The sequence below is a fragment of the Aeromicrobium piscarium genome, from assembly GCF_007421815.1.
Lineage (GTDB): Bacteria > Actinomycetota > Actinomycetes > Propionibacteriales > Nocardioidaceae > Aeromicrobium > Aeromicrobium piscarium.
Map to the genome: position 1 here is coordinate 1 of NZ_VLNT01000032.1, position 17,219 is coordinate 17,219.

Annotated in this window: 17 protein-coding genes; 9 read left to right on the forward strand and 8 right to left on the reverse strand. The window is 70.2% G+C overall.

What is annotated here, in order from left to right; genetic code table 11:
• Positions 1-69: 69 nt before the first annotated feature.
• The 7 genes from FNM00_RS18220 to FNM00_RS18250 all read right to left on the reverse strand — a co-directional run bounded on the left by FNM00_RS18220 (position 70) and on the right by FNM00_RS18250 (position 6,285).
• Positions 70-738 (reverse strand): metal-dependent transcriptional regulator, encoded by a 669-nt coding sequence (locus FNM00_RS18220; RefSeq protein WP_246065234.1) that lies wholly within the window; start codon positions 736-738, stop codon positions 70-72.
• A gap of 123 nt (positions 739-861) precedes the next feature.
• Positions 862-1,692 carry a metal ABC transporter permease gene (locus tag FNM00_RS18225; RefSeq protein ID WP_143914973.1) on the reverse strand — a complete coding sequence of 277 codons (831 nt, stop codon included), beginning with the start codon at positions 1,690-1,692 and terminating at the stop codon, positions 862-864.
• 5 nt (positions 1,693-1,697) lie between these two features.
• Positions 1,698-2,396, reverse strand: coding sequence for a metal ABC transporter ATP-binding protein (locus FNM00_RS18230; protein ID WP_143914960.1), 699 nt, complete (start codon positions 2,394-2,396; stop codon positions 1,698-1,700).
• Positions 2,393-3,283 (reverse strand): metal ABC transporter solute-binding protein, Zn/Mn family, encoded by an 891-nt coding sequence (locus tag FNM00_RS18235; protein WP_143914961.1) that lies wholly within the window; start codon positions 3,281-3,283, stop codon positions 2,393-2,395. The genes FNM00_RS18230 and FNM00_RS18235 overlap by 4 nt, the downstream gene beginning before the upstream one ends.
• A 195-nt stretch (positions 3,284-3,478) precedes the next feature.
• On the reverse strand, positions 3,479-4,270 hold the full coding sequence (locus FNM00_RS18240) for a TIGR03084 family metal-binding protein (protein WP_185973245.1): 792 nt from the start codon (positions 4,268-4,270) through the stop codon (positions 3,479-3,481).
• A 1-nt stretch (position 4,271) separates the two neighbouring features.
• Complete coding sequence (locus FNM00_RS18245; protein WP_246065235.1) at positions 4,272-4,880, reverse strand: TetR/AcrR family transcriptional regulator; 609 nt, start codon at positions 4,878-4,880, stop codon at positions 4,272-4,274.
• Positions 4,881-5,205: 325 nt separating this feature from the next.
• Positions 5,206-6,285: an alpha/beta hydrolase gene (locus FNM00_RS18250; RefSeq protein WP_143914963.1), complete on the reverse strand. Its 1,080-nt coding sequence runs from the start codon at positions 6,283-6,285 to the stop codon at positions 5,206-5,208.
• A gap of 107 nt (positions 6,286-6,392) precedes the next feature.
• Between FNM00_RS18250 and FNM00_RS18255 the strand changes: the two genes are divergently transcribed.
• The 8 genes from FNM00_RS18255 to metX all read left to right on the forward strand — a co-directional run bounded on the left by FNM00_RS18255 (position 6,393) and on the right by metX (position 14,575).
• Positions 6,393-7,730 (forward strand): ATP-dependent 6-phosphofructokinase, encoded by a 1,338-nt coding sequence (locus FNM00_RS18255; protein WP_246065236.1) that lies wholly within the window; start codon positions 6,393-6,395, stop codon positions 7,728-7,730.
• Between the two features lie 112 nt (positions 7,731-7,842).
• Positions 7,843-9,060, forward strand: a complete 1,218-nt coding sequence (locus tag FNM00_RS18260) for an NRAMP family divalent metal transporter (RefSeq protein WP_143914964.1) — start codon at positions 7,843-7,845, stop codon at positions 9,058-9,060.
• A gap of 4 nt (positions 9,061-9,064) precedes the next feature.
• Positions 9,065-9,820, forward strand: a complete 756-nt coding sequence (locus FNM00_RS18265) for a LamB/YcsF family protein (RefSeq protein ID WP_143914965.1) — start codon at positions 9,065-9,067, stop codon at positions 9,818-9,820.
• Positions 9,817-10,428: a 5-oxoprolinase subunit PxpB gene (gene pxpB, locus FNM00_RS18270; RefSeq protein ID WP_143914966.1), complete on the forward strand. Its 612-nt coding sequence runs from the start codon at positions 9,817-9,819 to the stop codon at positions 10,426-10,428. The genes FNM00_RS18265 and pxpB overlap by 4 nt, the downstream gene beginning before the upstream one ends.
• Positions 10,425-11,300 carry a 5-oxoprolinase subunit C family protein gene (locus FNM00_RS18275; protein WP_143914967.1) on the forward strand — a complete coding sequence of 292 codons (876 nt, stop codon included), beginning with the start codon at positions 10,425-10,427 and terminating at the stop codon, positions 11,298-11,300. The genes pxpB and FNM00_RS18275 overlap by 4 nt, the downstream gene beginning before the upstream one ends.
• Before the next feature lie 11 nt (positions 11,301-11,311).
• Entirely contained in the window at positions 11,312-12,097 is a 786-nt protein-coding gene (locus FNM00_RS18280) for a putative hydro-lyase (RefSeq protein WP_221933819.1), read from the forward strand.
• 205 nt (positions 12,098-12,302) lie between these two features.
• A complete protein-coding gene (locus FNM00_RS18285) occupies positions 12,303-13,595 on the forward strand; it encodes a bifunctional o-acetylhomoserine/o-acetylserine sulfhydrylase (RefSeq protein WP_143914968.1) in 1,293 nt (430 codons plus the stop codon).
• Positions 13,592-14,575 carry a homoserine O-acetyltransferase MetX gene (gene metX / locus FNM00_RS18290; RefSeq protein ID WP_246065237.1) on the forward strand — a complete coding sequence of 328 codons (984 nt, stop codon included), beginning with the start codon at positions 13,592-13,594 and terminating at the stop codon, positions 14,573-14,575. Before FNM00_RS18285 ends, metX begins: the two co-directional genes overlap by 4 nt.
• A 184-nt stretch (positions 14,576-14,759) precedes the next feature.
• On the opposite strand, the gene FNM00_RS18295 is transcribed toward metX, so the two are convergent.
• Positions 14,760-16,481: an ABC transporter ATP-binding protein gene (locus FNM00_RS18295; RefSeq protein WP_143914970.1), complete on the reverse strand. Its 1,722-nt coding sequence runs from the start codon at positions 16,479-16,481 to the stop codon at positions 14,760-14,762.
• Positions 16,482-16,556: 75 nt separating this feature from the next.
• Between FNM00_RS18295 and FNM00_RS18300 the strand changes: the two genes are divergently transcribed.
• Complete coding sequence (locus tag FNM00_RS18300; protein WP_143914971.1) at positions 16,557-17,102, forward strand: TetR/AcrR family transcriptional regulator; 546 nt, start codon at positions 16,557-16,559, stop codon at positions 17,100-17,102.
• Positions 17,103-17,219: the final 117 nt, after the last annotated feature.

Below are 17,219 nucleotides of genomic sequence, written 5' to 3' on the forward strand. Positions count from 1 at the left end.
GCGCGGGGAGTCTGCGTCCACCGCGCGGGGTGGTGGGACGCTGACCCACCGCCCGAGCGAGCGCAGGGCTCAGCGCGTGGTGACCCAGATGGCCTCGGCCGCGGGCAGCCCGAGGTCGAGCTCCTCGCCGTCGCGCGTCACCTTGATCGTGCCGGCATAGGGATGCCGCTCGTTCACATCCAGCAACACGTCCAGGCCGATGCCCTGCTCGGTGAGGAACCGCAGCAGCGCTGGGTCAGCATCGGACACCCGCACCACTCGCACGTGTTCACCGTCATCGACCTCCGACAGCTGGCGGGCGTCCAGCTCGGGCAGCCGCCCCTCGGCGGTGGGGATGGGATCACCATGGGGATCGCGCTGCGGATCACCGAGGGCCACCGCGAGACGGCTCATGAACAGGTCGGAGACCGCGTGCTCAAGCACCTCGGCCTCGTCGTGCACCTCGTCCCACGAGTACCCGAGGTAGTCCACCAGGAAGGTCTCGATGAGCCGGTGCCGGCGCACCATCGCGAGTGCGGCTCGGCGACCGTCCTCGGTCAGCTCGACGTCCCCGTAGCGCTCGTGGGTCAGCAGACCCTGCTGGGTGAGCTTCTTGACCGTCTCGGAGACCGTCGACGGCGACTGGCCGAGCCGCTGCGCGAGCGCACGCGACGAGATCGGCTCGTCGTGCCACTCGCGACTCGTCCAGATGACCTTCAGATAGTCCTGGGTGGACGCGGTCAACTCGTCGGGGTGCACCCCTCCAGATTACGGCTCTCGACTGGATCGGCGGTAGACGGTCAACCTCACACCTCGCCCATGGCGTTGATCGCCTACCTCCACCGACGAGGAAGGGTTGGCCAGCTACCGCCGCTGCCGGGCTCAGGCGGGGACTTCGCGGTTCCGGCGCGCGAGGCGCGGCAGGACGCCGCGCTGCGGCGCGAGGAGATAGACCAGGACGTAGACCGCCGACTGACCGAGCACGATCATGCCTCCCGGGGCGACGTCGAGGACGAAGCTCGCCGTCAGTCCGGCCGCGGTGGCCGCGACCGCGATCGCCGGGGCGATCATCAGCATGCGCCCGATCCGGTCGGTCATCAGACGCGCGGTGACACCGGGGATGATCAGCAGCGCGACGACGAGCACCACCCCGACGGCCTGCAGCCCGACCACCGCCGTCACCGCCAGCAACGTCAGCAGGACGCCCGCCAGCAGCCGCGGGGACCGACCCATCATGTAGGTGTGCACCGGATCGAAGGCGTACATCGTGAGCGGCCCGCGCAGGACCACCAGCACCACCGCGACGATGGTCGCGAGCGCGACCACCTGGACCACCTCGGCATCGCTGACGCCCAGGACGTTACCGAAGAGGATGTGCCCGAGGTCCAGGTGGCTCGGCACCACCGACACCAGGACGAGACCGAGCGCGAACAGCGTCGTGAAGACGACCCCGATCGCAGCGTCCTCCTTGGTCGGTCCCTGGCGGACCAGTGCGATCAGGCCGACCGCGATGAAGGCGAACAGCAGCGCACCGGCCGTGAACGGGGCGCCGACCGCGTACGCGAGCACCACTCCCGGCAGCACCGCGTGGGAGACGGCGTCCCCGATGAGCGACCAGCCGATCAGCACGATCCAGCAGCTGAGCAGCGCACAGGCCACCGAAGCGGCCACGGCGACGAGCGCCGCGACCTGCATGAACTCATAGGAGAACATCTCGATCACGCCGACCCCTCCCAACCGAAGGCCTGCGCCAGCCGCTCGGCCGTCACCGTCTCCCGGACTGGGCCGGACGCCACGACCCGGCCCGCCAGCACGATCGCGTCATCGCACCAGGTGTCCAGCTCCCGCACGTCGTGGGTGGAGACGATCACCGTGTTGCCATCGGCGGCGAGGTCGCCGATCGCCTGCCGCAAGGTGAGCTCGCTCGGCCGGTCGACTCCCGCGAAGGGCTCGTCCAACAGGATCAGCTCGGCTCGCTGGGCCAGGCAACGGGCCAGGAAGGCACGCTTGCGCTGCCCTCCGGACAAGCGACCGAGGGGCCGGTCGACGAGGTCCTGCAGACCGACGCGCTCGATGGCATCGTCCGTCCGCTGTCGGGCCTCACGTCGCGAGGCGATGCCCATCGAGACCACCCCGCGGACCGTCACCGGGAAGTCGAGGTCGATCCGCTCGCTCTGTACGACATAGCCGACCCGCCCGGCCCGGCGGGCCTTGCGGGGCGTGGCGCCGAGCACCTCGATCGACCCGCCGGCGAGCGGGAGCCGGTCGGCAATGACATCGAAGAGCGTGCTCTTCCCGGCACCGTTCATCCCGAGCAGCGCGCACACCCGGCCGGCCTCGACCCGCACCGAGACATCCCGCAACACGGTGCGTCGCGCGCGCCGGACGGTCGCCTCCTCGACCTCGACGGCGGTCATCGTAGGACCTCGGCGATCAGATCGGCGGCATGGCGCACCAGCTCGAGATGACTCGGCACCGGGCCGTCCGCCGTTGAGAGCGAGTCGACATAGAGCGTGCCCCCGAAGGGCGTGCCGGTCGCCGCAGCGAGCTGGCGCATCGTCTGACTCGACACCGTGGACTCGCAGAACACCGCCGGAACATCGCGCCGGGTCAGCAGATCGTCGAGTGCGGCAGCACGTCTGGGCGTGACCTGATGCTCGGAGTTGACCGGCCACAGATAGGCCTCCTGGAGCCCGGCGTCGCGCGCGAGATAGGAGAAGGCGCCCTCGCATGTGACGAGGATGCGCCGCTCGACGGGCACCTCGGCCGCTGCCTCCACGAGTCGTTGCTCGATGGCCGCGAGCTCTGCGCGATAGCCGTCGGCACGTGCCGTGATCTCCTTCCGCGCCTCGGGGACCAGGTCGATGAGCGCCCGCTCGATCGTGTCCACGTAGTCCGCGGACTCGCGTGGTGACATCCACGCGTGCGGATTGGGTTCGTCCGTGCCGTCGATCGCGATCGGCTCGATCCCCTCGGCAGCGGCCACTCGGGGCACGTCGAGGCGCTGCATGAACTGCTCGAACCAGGCCTCGAGGCCGAGCCCGTTGTCGATGACGAGGTCGGCATCCGCCGCGCGGCGCAGATCGCCGGGGGTCGGCTCGTAGCCGTGGACCTCGGCTCCCAGAGGAAGGAGGGACTCGACCCGCACCGCATCGCCGCCGACGGCCTCGATCATGTCGGCCGTGACCGTGAACGTCGAGAGGACCACGGGGCGCTCGTCGGCCGGTTCGCCGGAGACGGCGGGGGCACAGGCGGACAGAACGAGGGCTGCTGCCAGCCCTCCCCACCGTAAAGTGTTCGGCATGCCGAACACTTTAATCCGCCCTCCCCGATGGCGCGCAGCCACCTGGCGAACTATCATGAGTACATGACCGAAGTCCAACGCCGACAGCTCCGCATCGGCACCGTGCGCACCGCGGTCTTCGTTGCCGCCCTCGTCGCCTTCCTCGCACTCGCCTCAGTCATCTCCTGAGATATCCCCCTCGACCGGGGCGAGGGGTCAGCGGTCGGCAAGGCGCTTGGGGTCGTTGCCCGGCAGCCCCGCGAAGGTCTGTGCGATATCGAGCCAGTGGTTCGCGTGGTCACCGACCGCCTGAACGTCCACGTCGTCGCGATGGCGTCGCCGCGTCGCCAGCAGCGCGAAGTCCCAGGCATCCCCGGTCACCCGTTCGGCGGCGTCCTCCGGGCCCCACTCCCATCGCTCCCCACCGGGGGCGGTCAGCTCCACTCGCACCGGAACATCGGGCGCCTCGAGGCCCCGCATGAGATAGGCGAACCCGCGGGTCCGCACCGCCAGATGGCACACATGCCGCACCCGATCGTTGCGCGGGACCTCGATCCCGACCGCCTCGGCGACATCGTGGCCGTGTGCCCAGGTCTCCATGAACCGCGCCGTGGCCATCGAGGCGGGGCTCATGGGCGGCCCGAACCAGGGCACCTTCTCGCCCTCGGGCACCGAGGTCAGCGCCTCGGCGAGCGCGCCACGCCCCTGTCGCCAGGCACGCAGCAGCTGATCGGGCGGCTCCAAGGCGAGTTCGTCGGCGGCCTCGTCGACGAAGCCCGTCGGGTTCTCGCCGGCCTGCCGCATCAGCTCCTCGAAGGCAGCGCGATCGGTGATCGCCTCGACCGAGGCCTCGTCGGTCCAGTGCAGATGGGCGATCTGATGGGCCACAGTCCACCCTTCCGGGGTGGTCACCGTCTGCCACCCGGCGAGCGGGAGGCCGGCGACCCACCCGTCGAGCTGCAGGCTCTCCGCGGCGAGGTCGTCGAGGATCGAGTCGAGGACGGTCATGTCAGCGCTCCAGTTCATGGTCGAGGGTGATGGCCCAGGCGTCGAGGATCGCGGTCCGGCGCATCGAGTCGTCACTGAGCGTCGCGGCCAGGCCGAGACCGCGGACAAGGTCGAGGGTGGCCTGCACGAGCTGCCGATTACGGCCCCGGCTCTCGTCGATGCCGAGCAGCGTGACCGCGTGCGCGTGGGTCTCGCGACCGATGCGCCGTTCGAGATCGTCGACCTCGGCACGCAGGCTCTCGTCCGTGCGGGCGGCGACCCACAGCTCGAGGGCGGCGAAGAAGACCGGCGAGATGAACTGCGCACTGAGCGCCTCGAGCACCGCGCGAGTGCGGCCCTCGACGGGCAGGTCGGCCAGCACAGCGTCCATCTGACTGCGCCGACGTTCGGTGATGAACTCGACGGCGGCGACCACGAGGTCGTGCTTGGTCGGGAAATGATGCAGCTGCGCGCCGCGACTCACGCCGGCCCGCTGACTCACGACGGTGGTGGTGGTGCCCGACCAGCCGAGCTCGACGAGCGAGTCGACCGTCGCCTCGAGGAGTCGGCGACGCATCTGGCGCGTCCGCTCCTCCTGGGGAATCCGCGTCGGGATCTCTGCCTCGGTCACGTCGCCCAGCATGGCGCGCCCAGAAGAAACAGTCAACACTGCCGGTAAGTTGGCGAGGGGTGGTTGACTACTCAGCGCAATGGGACCACTCCCGAAGTCGGTGCGTCGTCAACGTTCTCAACGGGGTCCCTGGTTCACCAGTCACCGAGAACCTGCCCTCCCATATCGCGGTGAGTGGTCAACCACTGACGGGCCGGGCGGTGAGACAGCGTCCATCCGCACAGGCGAACGGACGCTCACCCACCGCTCACCATCGAGAAAGGACGCCTACTCACCGCCCACGCGCGCCCGTGGTTGACCACCCACCGCGATCGGGAGTCGGAGGTCAGCTGGCGAGGTGGCCGGAGAGATCCTCGGGCTGGGTGTCGGGGTCGGTCACCGGTTCCTCAACCAGGTCGCCGATCACACGCCGGGCGAAGTCGGCACCCTGACGCACCGCGACCCGCGCATCGGGAAGGACGTCGACGAGCGACACGAAGGCGTGCACCTGCCCACGCCACAGGTGCACCTCCACGTCGACACCCTTGTCAGTCAGCAGCAGGGCGAAGGCCTCGGTCTCCGGGCGGAGCATCTCATCCTCCACCGCGACCAGATGCACCGGCGACTCGATATAGGCCGCGGCGTGCAGCGGCGAGGCGAAGCCCTCGATCACCGCGCCATCAGGCAGCCAGCGCTCGCGCATGCGGGGCGTGCGCTTGACCGGCAGATAGGCCTCGCGCATGGGCGAGACCCGGACGACATTCTTGTCCTCGCGCTCAGGGTCCAGGCTCAGCAGCGGCGAGAAGCCGATCAGTCCGGCCGGACGATGGATGCCGCGGCGGGTGCTCAGCTCGCCCACCTTCATCGCGAGGTACCCACCCGCGGAGTCGCCGCCGACGACGATCCTGTCGGGCCGGCTCACCCGCTCGATCACCGCCTCGTAGGCCGTCATCGCGTCCGCGACCGAATCGGCGATCGTGCCATCGGGGAGCATCACGTAGTCGACCGACACCACGGCACCGCCCGTGTCGCGCACCAGCTGCTCGCACATGCTGCGATGCGAGTTGATGCTGCCGGTGAAGAAGCCTCCCCCGTGAAAGTACAGCAGGGTCAGATCGCTGCTGGGCCCTTCCTCGAGCTCCATCCACTCCGCGCGCACACCGTCCAGATCGACCTCCACGGCGCTGATCCCCTCGGCCGGGCGACCGGGCCGGTACCGGTCCAGGGAACGGAGGCGGGCGAACATCCGGTCGTCCATCGGCGCGAGCCGCAGCAACGGCTTGACCGCGAGCCGGGCGCCACGGCCGATCAGCCGGGCGCGGGAGCTCGGGTCCTCGTGCAGCACCGCATCGGCGTGCACTGCGCGCAACGGCCGGCGCCGCGACGGCCAGCGCGACGCGCGAGGAGACCGGGCGGATCGGGCCATATCCCCAGAATACGTGCGAGAACCGTCCACCACACCTCACGTGCCCAGCCCCACGCACGGACGCGGACTCCTGTCTGCACGGTCCCGATGTCGGCTACCGTTGGGGTGTGGTGACCTACGACGACATGAGCCTTGCGGACCTGCAGGTCCGCTCCCTCGGCGAGGCGCGCTACGACTCCCCCCTCGCCGAGTACGTGGCCCACCGCGCCACCAATGCCTACTACGTCGCCGAGGACGACCGCGTCCTGATCGACGACACCATCAGCCTGCTCGCCTCGCGCGGCGACGTCCCGCTCGACGAGGTCCCCTCCTATGAGCCCGGCGGACCGCGCCGCAAGATCTTCTTCGACCCGGCCACCACCAAGGCCGGCATCGTCACCTGCGGCGGCCTGTGCCCCGGACTCAACGATGTCATCCGCGCCCTGGTGCTCGAGCTGTTCGAGCACTACGGCGTCACCGATGTCACCGGCTTCCGCAACGGCTATGCGGGGCTCGCTCCGGGTCAGGCACCCGATCCCATCGAGCTCACGCCCTCCTTCGTGCAGAGCATCGCCGAGCGCGGCGGCACCGTGCTGGGCTCCTCGCGGGGCAGCCAGGAGGTCGGTGTCATGGTCGACACGCTGGTCGATCGCGGCATCGACATCCTCTTCGTCATCGGCGGTGACGGTTCGATGCGCGGCGCCCACGCGATCCACGAGGAGATCGCGCGCCGCGAGCTGTCGATCGCCGTCGTCGGCGTGCCGAAGACGATCGACAACGACATCCCGCTCATCGGCACCAGCTTCGGCTTCCAGACCGCCTACGCCAAGGCCGCCGAGTCGATCAAGGCGGCCCGGGTGGAATCCGATGCCGCGGTCGGGGGTGTGGCGGTCGTCAAGGTGATGGGACGCCACGCGGGCTTCGTGGCCTGCTATTCCGCCCTCGCCTATCAAGATGCCGACTTCGTGCTGATCCCCGAGGTGCCGTTCTCCCTCGACGGCGAGAACGGTCTGCTCGCACAGCTGGCCAAGCGCGTCAGCGAGCGCGGCAGCGCGGTGATCGTGCTGGCCGAGGGCGCCGGGCAGGATCTCATCCCCGCCAGCCGGCGCACCGACGCGAGCGGCAACCAGGTCCTCGGCGATTTCTCCGGTCTCCTGCGCGCTCGGATCGCCCGCGATTTCAAGGACCGTGGCATGCCGCTCACGCTGCGGCACTTCGATCCCGGCTATCTGATCCGCTCGGTTCCCGCGGACGCCGCGGACTCGGTGTACTGCACCCGACTGGCGCAGGTCGCCGTCCACGCGGCCATGGCCGGTCGCACCGATATCGTCGTCGGTCGCCCTCGTCACCGCTTCGCGCACGTGCCGATCGAGGAGGTCACCAAGCGCACGCAGCGGGTTAACCCCGATGGCGATCTCTGGCTCAGCGTCATGGAGTCCACCGGACAGCCCTTCACGATGCATTGATCCCGGGCACGATCCCGTCGAGAGCTGACATCCTCGGCGCCGAGCGAACGGGATAGGACCCGACTACGATCGCGTTCATCGCGCACGAGACCCCTGGTGACGGGAGAGCCCGATGACCGCCGACGACTCCGGCAGCCAGCAGAAGCCGCGCTCGGCCCGCACAGCGCTGTTCGGGGCCATGTTCCTGATGGCCACGAGCGCCATCGGTCCTGGCTTCATCACCCAGACCACCGACTTCACGGTCAAGCTGGGCGCGGCCTTCGCCTTCGCGATCGTCGCCTCGATCGTCATCGACATCGCCGTGCAGCTGAACGTCTGGCGCGTGGTCGGCGTGGCCGGGCGCCGCGCGCACGAGCTCGGCAACGAGGTGCTGCCCGGGGTCGGCTGGCTGCTCGCCGTGCTCGTCGTGTCGGGCGGGCTGATCTTCAATATCGGCAATGTCAGCGGTGCCGGCCTCGGCACGAATGCGATGCTCGGCGTCGACCCGAGGATCGGCGGGTCCGTCTCGGCGGTGATCGCCATCGCGATCTTCCTCAGCAAGCGCGCCGGCGTGGCGCTCGACCGCGTCGTGGTCGCGTTGGGCGTGCTGATGATCGCGATGACCCTCTACACCGCGATCGTGTCTCGTCCGCCGCTCGGCGAGGCGCTGCGCAACGCCGTGGTGCCCGAGACGATCGACTTCCTGGCCATCACCACGATCGTGGGCGGCACGGTCGGCGGCTACATCACCTACGCGGGCGCCCACCGGCTGCTCGACAGCGGGGTCACCGGGCCGGAGAACGTCGGTCAGATCACCCGCACCTCGGTCTACGGCATCCTCGTCACCGGGGTCATGCGCGTACTGCTGTTCCTGGCCATCCTCGGCGTGACCGCCGGCGGCATCGAGCTGGCCTCCGACAACCCCACCGCGAGCGCCTTCGAGTCGGCGATCGGCGATGCCGGTCTCATCATCTTCGGCGTCATCCTGTGGGCGGCGTCGATCACCTCGGTCATCGGCGCCGCGTACACCTCGGTCTCGTTCATGAGCACCACCGCGACCTCGGACCGCACCCAGAACCTGCTGACGGTCGGCTTCATCGCCGTCAGCGCCATCGCCTTCGTGACGCTCGGGGCCGCGCCCGTCACGCTGCTGATCTTCGCCGGCGCCGTCAACGGGCTCATCCTGCCGATCGGCTTCACGGTGGTGCTGTGGATCGCCTGGGCGAGACGTGATCTGCTGGGCGGGTATCGCTACCCGATGTGGCTGAAGGTCGCCGGCCTCCTCGTGTGGCTGCTCACCCTCTATCTGGGGTGGAACTCACTCGGCGGCCTGAGCGATCTCTGGAGCTGATCGGATGCGTATCGACCTCAACAGCGACGTGGGCGAGTCCTTCGGCCGGTGGGAGCTCGGCGACGACGAGGCGATCCTCGGTCTGGTGTCGAGCGCCAATGTCGCCTGCGGATTCCACGCCGGTGACCCGACGACGATCGCGCGCACCTGCCGCTGGGCAGTCGAGCAGGGAGTCGCGATCGGCGCGCAAGTCGGCTATCGGGATCTGGCGGGCTTCGGCCGCCGCTTCGTCGACGCGACGGTCCGCGAGCTGACCGACGATGTCGTCTACCAGATCGGCGCCCTGCAGGCGCTCGCCGCGGCGGCGGGCGGGCGCGTCACCTATGTCAAGCCCCACGGCGCGCTCTACAACACCGCGGTGCACCACGCCGAGCACGCGGGCGCGGTCGTCGACGCGGTCGCCTCGGTGGATCCGAGCCTCCCGGTGCTCGGACTGCCGGGCTCCGAGCTGCTCGCGCAGGCCGAGCGGCGGGGCCTGCGGCCGGTCTACGAGGCCTTCGCCGATCGCGCCTATACACCCGGCGGCACCCTCGTCTCGCGGCGCGAGGAGGGCGCGGTGCTGGACGACCCGGTCTCGGTCGCCGCGCGAGTCGTCCAGATGGTCACCGAGGGGGTCGTCGAAGCCGTGGACGGCACGGTCATCCGCATGTCCGTGGACTCGGTCTGCGTCCACGGCGACAGCCCGGACGCCGTCACGATGGCCAGAGCCGTACGCGAAGCGCTCGCCGATGCCGGTGTCACGGTGGAGACCTTCCGATGAGGGCCCTGGCCTACGGCGACCGCGCCCTGCTGCTGGACCTCGACGACGGCGAGGAGCCGGTGGGGTGGGCGGCTGCCATCGCCGAGGCGGACCTCGGTGCGCTCGACATCGTCCCGGGGGCCCGGACCGTGCTCGTCACAGCGAGCACGCCCGAGCAGCTGGGCCGGATTCGCGAAGCCCTCGGTGGGCTGACCCCGCGCGACACCGAGGCGGACGAGGACCGCGAGCCGGTCGAGATCCCCACCGTGTACGACGGGCCCGACCTCGACGAGGTGTGCCGACTCACCGGCCTGTCGCGCGACGAGGTGATCGCGGCGCACACCGGACGGCCCTGGACGGTGGCATTCGGCGGCTTCGCCCCCGGCTTCGCCTATCTGACCGGCGGTGACGAACGACTGGAGGTGCCCCGCCGCGACGACCCGCGCACCGCCGTCCCGGCCGGCTCGGTGGGGCTCGCTGGAACCTTCTCCGGTGCGTACCCGCGCGAGTCTCCCGGCGGCTGGCAGCTCATCGGCCGCACCGACGCGACCCTGTTCGACCTCGACCGCGATCCGCCCGCGCTGCTCCAGCCCGGTGACCGGGTGCGCTTCGTGGAGGTCGGCCGATGACGACGCTCGAGGTGCTCGCCACCGGGCCGCAAGCGACCGTGCAGGATCTGGGCCGCCCCGGCTACGCCGCGATGGGTGTCGGGTGCTCGGGCGCGGCCGACCGACGGTCCTTCGCCCTGGCGCAGCGGCTCGTCGGCAACGACGAGGCGCTCGCGGCCGTCGAGGTGCTGATCGGCGGGCTCAGCCTGCGTACCGATGAGGCCGTGGAGGTCGCGGTGACGGGGGCCGGGGTCGAGGTGCTGATCGACGACGGCGAAGGCCCCGTGCCGATGGGACTCAACGCCCGCCATACCCTGCGCGCCGGAGCGACACTGACGCTCGGCCAGGCCGCCTCAGGGCTGCGCGCCTATGTCGCCGTGCGCGGCGGCATCGACGTCGAGCCAGTGCTGGGCTCTCGCGCCACCGACACGATGTCGGGGATCGGCCCGAAGCCGCTCTCCGAGGGCGACCGGCTGCCCGTGGGACGCGGCGCGGGCGAGCTGCCGGCCACCGACCTTGCCCCTGTCGCCGGTTTCGACGAGGACGGGGTGACCCTCCGCGCGGTCCGTGGCCCGCGCGACGACTGGCTGGCCGACGCCGAGCACCTCACTCAGACCACGTGGACCGTCTCGGACAAGGCGAACCGCGTCGGTGCGCGACTGAACCCGCCCGAGGGCGCGACGCTGCGTCATGCCGAGCAGGACAGGCAGCTGCCGAGCGAGGGAGCCGCCCGCGGCGCGATCCAGGTGCCGCCGAGCGGCGAGCCGGTCCTGTTCCTCGCCGACCATCCGGTCACCGGCGGCTATCCGGTCGTCGCGGTCGTCGTCGACGAGGACGTCGACCGCGCCGCGCAGCTGCGCCCCGGGCAGAAGGTCCGCTTCACCTGGGCCTGAGAGGAGCCTCCGTGTCATTCGCCGACGTGTCCCCCGCCGACGCCCGACGCCGCTTTCGCGAGGGCCTGGTGACATCGACCGCCGGATGGTCGGCGGGCTATGCGCAGGCGAATCTCATCGCGGTGCCGCACGACTACGCCTTCGACGTCCTGCTCTTCGCGCAGCGGAACCCGAAGCCGTGCCCGATCCTCGACGTGCTCGAGCCCGGGCAGTTCACCGGGCCGCTGCTGGGCGAGGACGGCGACATCCGTACCGATGTGCCCGCGTATCAGGTGTACCTCGACGGCGAGCCGGTCCAGCAGGTGGCGGACGCGACCGATGCCTGGGCCAACGATCTCGTGGCCTTCCTGGTGGGGTGCAGCTTCAGCTTCGAGGCGGCGCTCCTGGAGGCCGGAGTGCCGGTGCGGCACATCGAGGAGGGCCGCAACGTACCGATGTACCGCACCGACCGCGGCTGCCGTCCCGCGGGCCGGATGCACGGCCCGCTCGTCGTGTCGATGCGGCCGGTGCCCGCCGAGTGCGTCGCCGACGCCGTGCGAATCACCTCGCGGTACCCGAGCGTCCACGGCGCTCCCGTCCATGTCGGCGATCCCGCAGGTCTCGGTATCGCGGACCTCTCGGCACCCGACTTCGGCGAGGCTGTCACGATCCACGACGGCGAGGTGCCCGTCTTCTGGGCCTGCGGCGTCACGCCCCAGGCCGCGGTCATGGCCTCGCGACCACCGCTGGCGATCGGCCACGCGCCCGGCCACATGCTCGTCACCGACCTGCGCGACAGCGCCCTCATCGTCCCCTGAGCCCGCTCCGAACCCTGCGCTCTTCCCCGCCCGCCCTCCTCTCCGAACCCGCCGAGTGGTGCAATTTCGCCCGGTTTCGGGCGTTCCAAGGGCGAATGTGCACCCCTCAGCGGACCAGGACAGCTCGACCGCATCGCGAGACAGTTGCTCACGTGGTGGAATATCTGTCACGCTCGGTCCAGGTTCGCGAGCCGAAGGAGCAGACATGACGAGCGAAGACTGGTCGTTCGAGACCAAGCAGATCCACGCCGGCCAGACCGCCGACCCCACCACGGGGGCCCGGGCCCTGCCGATCTATCAGACGACGTCGTACGAGTTCCGCGACACCCAGCACGCCGCTGACCTGTTCAGCCTGGCCGAGCCGGGCAATATCTACACACGCATCATGAACCCCACCCAGGACGTGGTCGAACAGCGTCTCGCCGCGCTCGAGGGCGGCGTCGGCGCGCTGCTGTTCAGCTCGGGACAGGCGGCCACCACGGGCGCCCTCACCAATGTCGCCGAGGCGGGCGACCACATCGTCGCCTCCGCGAGCCTCTACGGCGGGACCGACAGCCTGCTGCGGCACACCTTCCCGAAGCTCGGCATCCGCGTGACCTTCGTCGAGGAGCCCAATGATCCGCAGCAGTGGCGCAATGCCACGCAGGAGAACACCAAGGCCTTCTTCGGCGAGACGATCGGCAACCCCAAGGGAGACGTCCTCGACTTGGAGGCCATCTCGGCGGTCGCCCGCGAGGTCGGCGTCCCCTTCCTGGTCGACAACACCGTCGCGACCCCCTACCTGCTGAACCCGCTGCAGCACGGTGCCGACACCGTGATCCACTCCGCCACCAAGTACATCGGCGGTCACGGCACGGCGATCGCCGGCGTCGTGATCGACGGCGGCACCTTCGACTACGGCGCGCACGGCGACAAGTTCCCGGGATTCACGACCCCCGATGAGAGCTACCACGGCCTGGTGTTCGCCGAGGCGCTCGGCGCGGCGGCGTACATCGCCAAGCTGCGCGTGCAGTACCTGCGCAATGTCGGCCCCGCGATCGCTCCGTTCAACGCCTGGCTGCTGGCGCAGGGGCTGGAGACGCTGAGCCTGCGGGTCGAGCGCCATGTCGAGAACGCCCGCCGCGTCGCGGAATGGCTGGAGGCCCGTGAGGACGTCGCGTCGGTGCACTGGGCGAGCCTGCCCTCGAGCCCGTATCACTCGCTCGCGCAGACGTACACGCCGAAGGGCTCCGGTGCCATCGTCACCTTCGAACTGCCCGGCGGCATCGACGCCGGCCGTCGATTCATCGACGCGCTGGACCTGCACAGTCACGTAGCCAATATCGGCGACGTCCGCAGCCTGGCGATCCACCCGGCCTCGACGACCCACTCACAGCTCACCGCCGAGGAGCAGGCCGCGGCCGGCGTGACACCCGGTCTCGTGCGTCTGGCGGTCGGGTTGGAGGGGATCGAGGACATCCTCGGCGACCTCGACGCAGGATTCCGCGCGGCCAAGTGACCCACGAGCAGGCGATCGGCGACCTCACCCTCGAATCGGGTGAGGTCCTGCCGGAGGTCCGCCTCGCCTATGCCACCTGGGGCGAGTACGACGGCTCCAATGCCGTGCTCGTCCTGCACGCCCTCACCGGTGACCACATCGTCACCGGCGAGGGCGGCTGGTGGGGCGATGTCGTCGGCCCCGGTCGCGGCATCGACACGGACCGGTTCTTCGTCGTGGCCGCCAATATCCTCGGCGGTTGCCGGGGCTCCACCGGGCCCCTCAGCCTCGACCCCGAGGGGCGGCCCTACGGATCCCGCTTCCCTGCCGTGACCGTCCGCGATCAGGTGGCCGCGGAGGTCGCCCTTGCCGATGCGCTGGGCATCGACGCCTGGCACAGCGTGATCGGCGGATCGGCGGGTGGCATGCGGGCGCTGGAGTGGGCGATCGAGCATCCCGGCCGCGTCGAGCGCCTGTTCCTGCTGGCCACGAGCGCCGCGGCGTCGGCCGACCAGATCGGGCTGGCGACCACGCAGAACGACATCATCCGCGCCGCCGGCCCCGAAGCCGGACTCGATCTGGCTCGCCGGGTCGCGCATCTGTCCTATCGCAGTGAGTTCGAGCTCGCCGAGCGTTTCGGCCGCACTGTGCAGCCCGATGGACGCTGGGCGGTGGAGTCCTATCTCCAGCACCACGGCGCCAAGCTCGTGAAACGCTTCGACGCGGACTCCTACATCGTGCTCAACGAGGCGATGAACAGTCACGACGTCGGTCGCGGGCGCGGAGGCATCGCCGCCGCGCTCGGCCGGATCACGGCCCGCACCCTGGTGGCGGGCATCGACTCGGATCGCCTGTATCCGCTGCACCAGCAGCGCGAGCTCGCCGAGGGCATCGCGGGCTGCGCGGAGCTGGACGTGGTGGTCTCGCCGTACGGGCACGACGGTTTCCTCGTCGAGTCCGAGGCCGTCGGCGCCCTGGCTCACTCCCTGCTCACCACCTGACCTCCCCGGCCCGCCCCTGGGCGGTGACCTACACACCCCTCACTCGGCTGGGCGGTGGGTTACGCACCCCTCGACACGCTGGGCGGTGGGTTATGCACCCCTCGAAGCCGTCGAGACGTGCGTAGGTCACCGCCCAGCGAGGCGCCCACCGACACCGAGTCCCACCACCAGTCGACGAGAGCGGTCAGCCGGTCGGGACGACGAGGGCGGCGACGAGCTGGCGGTAGAGGTCCGAGGTCTGGAGCAGGGTCTCGTGCGAGCCGCGCGCCGCGACCCGTCCGTGTTCCATCACGATGATCTCGTCGGCGTCGACCACGGTGCTGAGCCGATGCGCGATCGTGAGCACGGCACCGCGCTCGGCCTGGCGCCGGATCGCCCGATGGATCGCCGCCTCGGTGATGCCGTCGACCTGTGCGGTGGCCTCGTCGAGCAGCAGCACCTCCGGGTCGGCTAGCAAGGCCCGCGCGACGGCGATGCGCTGCCGCTGACCGCCGGAGACCGAGGTGTCGGTCAGCGGGGTGTCGAGACCGTCGGGCAGTTGCTCGATGAGTTCATCGAGTCGGAGCTCGGCCAGCACGCGATCCACCGCCTGGTCGGACGCCTCGGGATTGACGAAGCGCAGGTTCTCGCCAATGGTCCCGGGCACCACGGGCGTCTCCTGCTCGACATAGGCGATCCGGCTGCGGACCTGTGCTGGCGAGAGCGACCCGTAGGGCGTGTCCCCCATCCGCAGGTCGCCGTCCTCGGGTTCGAGGAAGCCCAGCACCGTCGAGAGCACCGAGGTCTTGCCGGCACCCGACGGGCCGACCAGGGCGATATGCCCGCGCTCGGGCACCTCGATGGAGACACCGTCGAGAGCCGGGTCGGCATCCGCGCCATACCGGGCCCTGACATCGCGCAGGGCGATCCCGCCACCGGACGGCTCAGCGCCGATGACACCGCTGCGAGGCTCGGATTCGAGCTCGTCGATCTCGCGGATACGGCCCGCCGCGGCGATCCCGGCTTGCAACGCGGTCATGTTCTGGCTGAGCTCGGTGATCGGTCCCATGAAGCCGAAGGCGTAGAGCAGGAAGGCCACCAGCGTCGAGACCGCCATCTCGCCCGCCGCGACCCGCGCGGCGCCGAGCGCCAGGATCACGATGATGGCCGCCTGGATCCCCGTCCAGGCGATCGTCCACGCCACCACCTCGCGGCGCACCGCCCGCACCCCGTGTTCGCGAGCGCGCCGGGCGTCGTCGAAGAGCCGCTCTCGCTGCCGCTCCTCGGCACCGGCCGCCTTGACCGTCTTGATCGCCCGCAGAGTGCCCTCGGTCCCCACGCCCAGGTCGGCGAGCGCCCCCTGCGCCTGCTCCTGAGCCTTCGCGATCGCCGGCATGAGCAGTCCGAACAGGACGGCGACGACCAGCACGGCGGCGAGGGTGGCGGCGAAGAGCACGAGGTCGAGCACCGCCATCAGCACGAGCGTCCCGACCAGGACGATGCTGCCGTTGACGAGGCCGACGAGGCTCGAGGACGCCGCCTCGCGCATGAGCACCGAGTCACTGGTCATCCGAGTCACCAGCTCGCCGGTCGGGCGCCGAAGCAGGGGCAGGACCTTCGCGGAGAGGAACCGGCCGATCATGTGGCGTCGCGCGTCGAAGACGATGTCCTCGGCGAGGGTGCCCAGGAGGATCCACTGCCTCCAGCTGATCACCGCCCCTACGACGAGCAGGCCGAGCAGCGCCGACACCGGTCCGGTGATCGAGCCGCCCGCCGCGAGCGTGTCGAGGACCCATTTGGTCACCAACGGCGTCGCGAGCTCCATCCCCGAGGCGAACAGGCCCAGGGCCAGGGCGACGAACAGGGTCGCGCGATGCGGACGCGCGAAGGACCAGAGCACCGAGAAACGCGATCGTGGGCCAGCCATGCTCACTATTAAGACATAGGTGTCCTAACTGAGACGAATCGGGCGCATAAAGGGACACCTTGGTAGCCTGCCGGAGTGAGCACCCCGACCCAGGACCGTACCCGCCACGCCATCCTCCTCGCGGCGATCCGCGTCCTGGGCAGCAACCGCCGAGCGAGCATGCGCGAGATCGGCGAAGCGGCCGAGGTCGCCCGCAGCACCGTCCACCGCTACTTCGCGGACCGCCCCGCCCTCGAGGCCGCCGTCGGCAGCTTCGTCGAGGAGGAATACGCCCGGACCGCCGAGGAGGCACGGCCGCAGGACGGCACCGGACTCGAGGCGCTGATGCGTCTGGCAACCGAACTCTTCGACCGTCTCGACATCCTCGGGTGGTGGTTCCTGATGCCCGAGGACGAGCAGGTCCTCGACGCCCTCGAGGAGGACGAGATCGTCGGGACGATCGTCGACCGAGGGCATGCCGATCACTCGATCGACCCGGTGTTGCCGGGTGCGTGGATCAGCGACCTGCTCTGGTCCCTGCTCTATTCGGCCAATGCCCACACGCGGTTCGCCGTGCACACCCGCGGCGAGGTCCGCAGCCTGTTCCTGCACAGCCTGCGCAAGTCGGTCGCCGCCGACTGACAGTGATGATGTGGGTGAGCCCCGCAGCGGTCGTCCTGACTCAGCGACTGACTGACTGAGGGTCTTTAACGGGATCTGTCGGTCGATCCGCTGCGGGGCTCGTGTGCACTCACCAGA

What these genes read in the sequence shown, in the direction of transcription:
- pxpB (WP_143914966.1), top strand. Translation starts at nt 9,817, where the DNA reads ATGAGGGCCCTGGCCTACGGCGACCGCGCCCTGCTGCTGGACCTCGAC.
- FNM00_RS18260 (WP_143914964.1), top strand. Translation starts at nt 7,843, where the DNA reads ATGACCGCCGACGACTCCGGCAGCCAGCAGAAGCCGCGCTCGGCCCGC.
- FNM00_RS18240 (WP_185973245.1), bottom strand. Translation starts at nt 4,270, where the DNA reads ATGACCGTCCTCGACTCGATCCTCGACGACCTCGCCGCGGAGAGCCTG.
- FNM00_RS18265 (WP_143914965.1), top strand. Translation starts at nt 9,065, where the DNA reads ATGCGTATCGACCTCAACAGCGACGTGGGCGAGTCCTTCGGCCGGTGG.
- FNM00_RS18230 (WP_143914960.1), bottom strand. Translation starts at nt 2,396, where the DNA reads ATGACCGCCGTCGAGGTCGAGGAGGCGACCGTCCGGCGCGCGCGACGC.
- FNM00_RS18275 (WP_143914967.1), top strand. Translation starts at nt 10,425, where the DNA reads ATGACGACGCTCGAGGTGCTCGCCACCGGGCCGCAAGCGACCGTGCAG.
- FNM00_RS18250 (WP_143914963.1), bottom strand. Translation starts at nt 6,285, where the DNA reads ATGGCCCGATCCGCCCGGTCTCCTCGCGCGTCGCGCTGGCCGTCGCGG.
- FNM00_RS18285 (WP_143914968.1), top strand. Translation starts at nt 12,303, where the DNA reads ATGACGAGCGAAGACTGGTCGTTCGAGACCAAGCAGATCCACGCCGGC.
- FNM00_RS18225 (WP_143914973.1), bottom strand. Translation starts at nt 1,692, where the DNA reads ATGTTCTCCTATGAGTTCATGCAGGTCGCGGCGCTCGTCGCCGTGGCC.
- FNM00_RS18235 (WP_143914961.1), bottom strand. Translation starts at nt 3,283, where the DNA reads ATGCCGAACACTTTACGGTGGGGAGGGCTGGCAGCAGCCCTCGTTCTG.
- FNM00_RS18295 (WP_143914970.1), bottom strand. Translation starts at nt 16,481, where the DNA reads ATGGCTGGCCCACGATCGCGTTTCTCGGTGCTCTGGTCCTTCGCGCGT.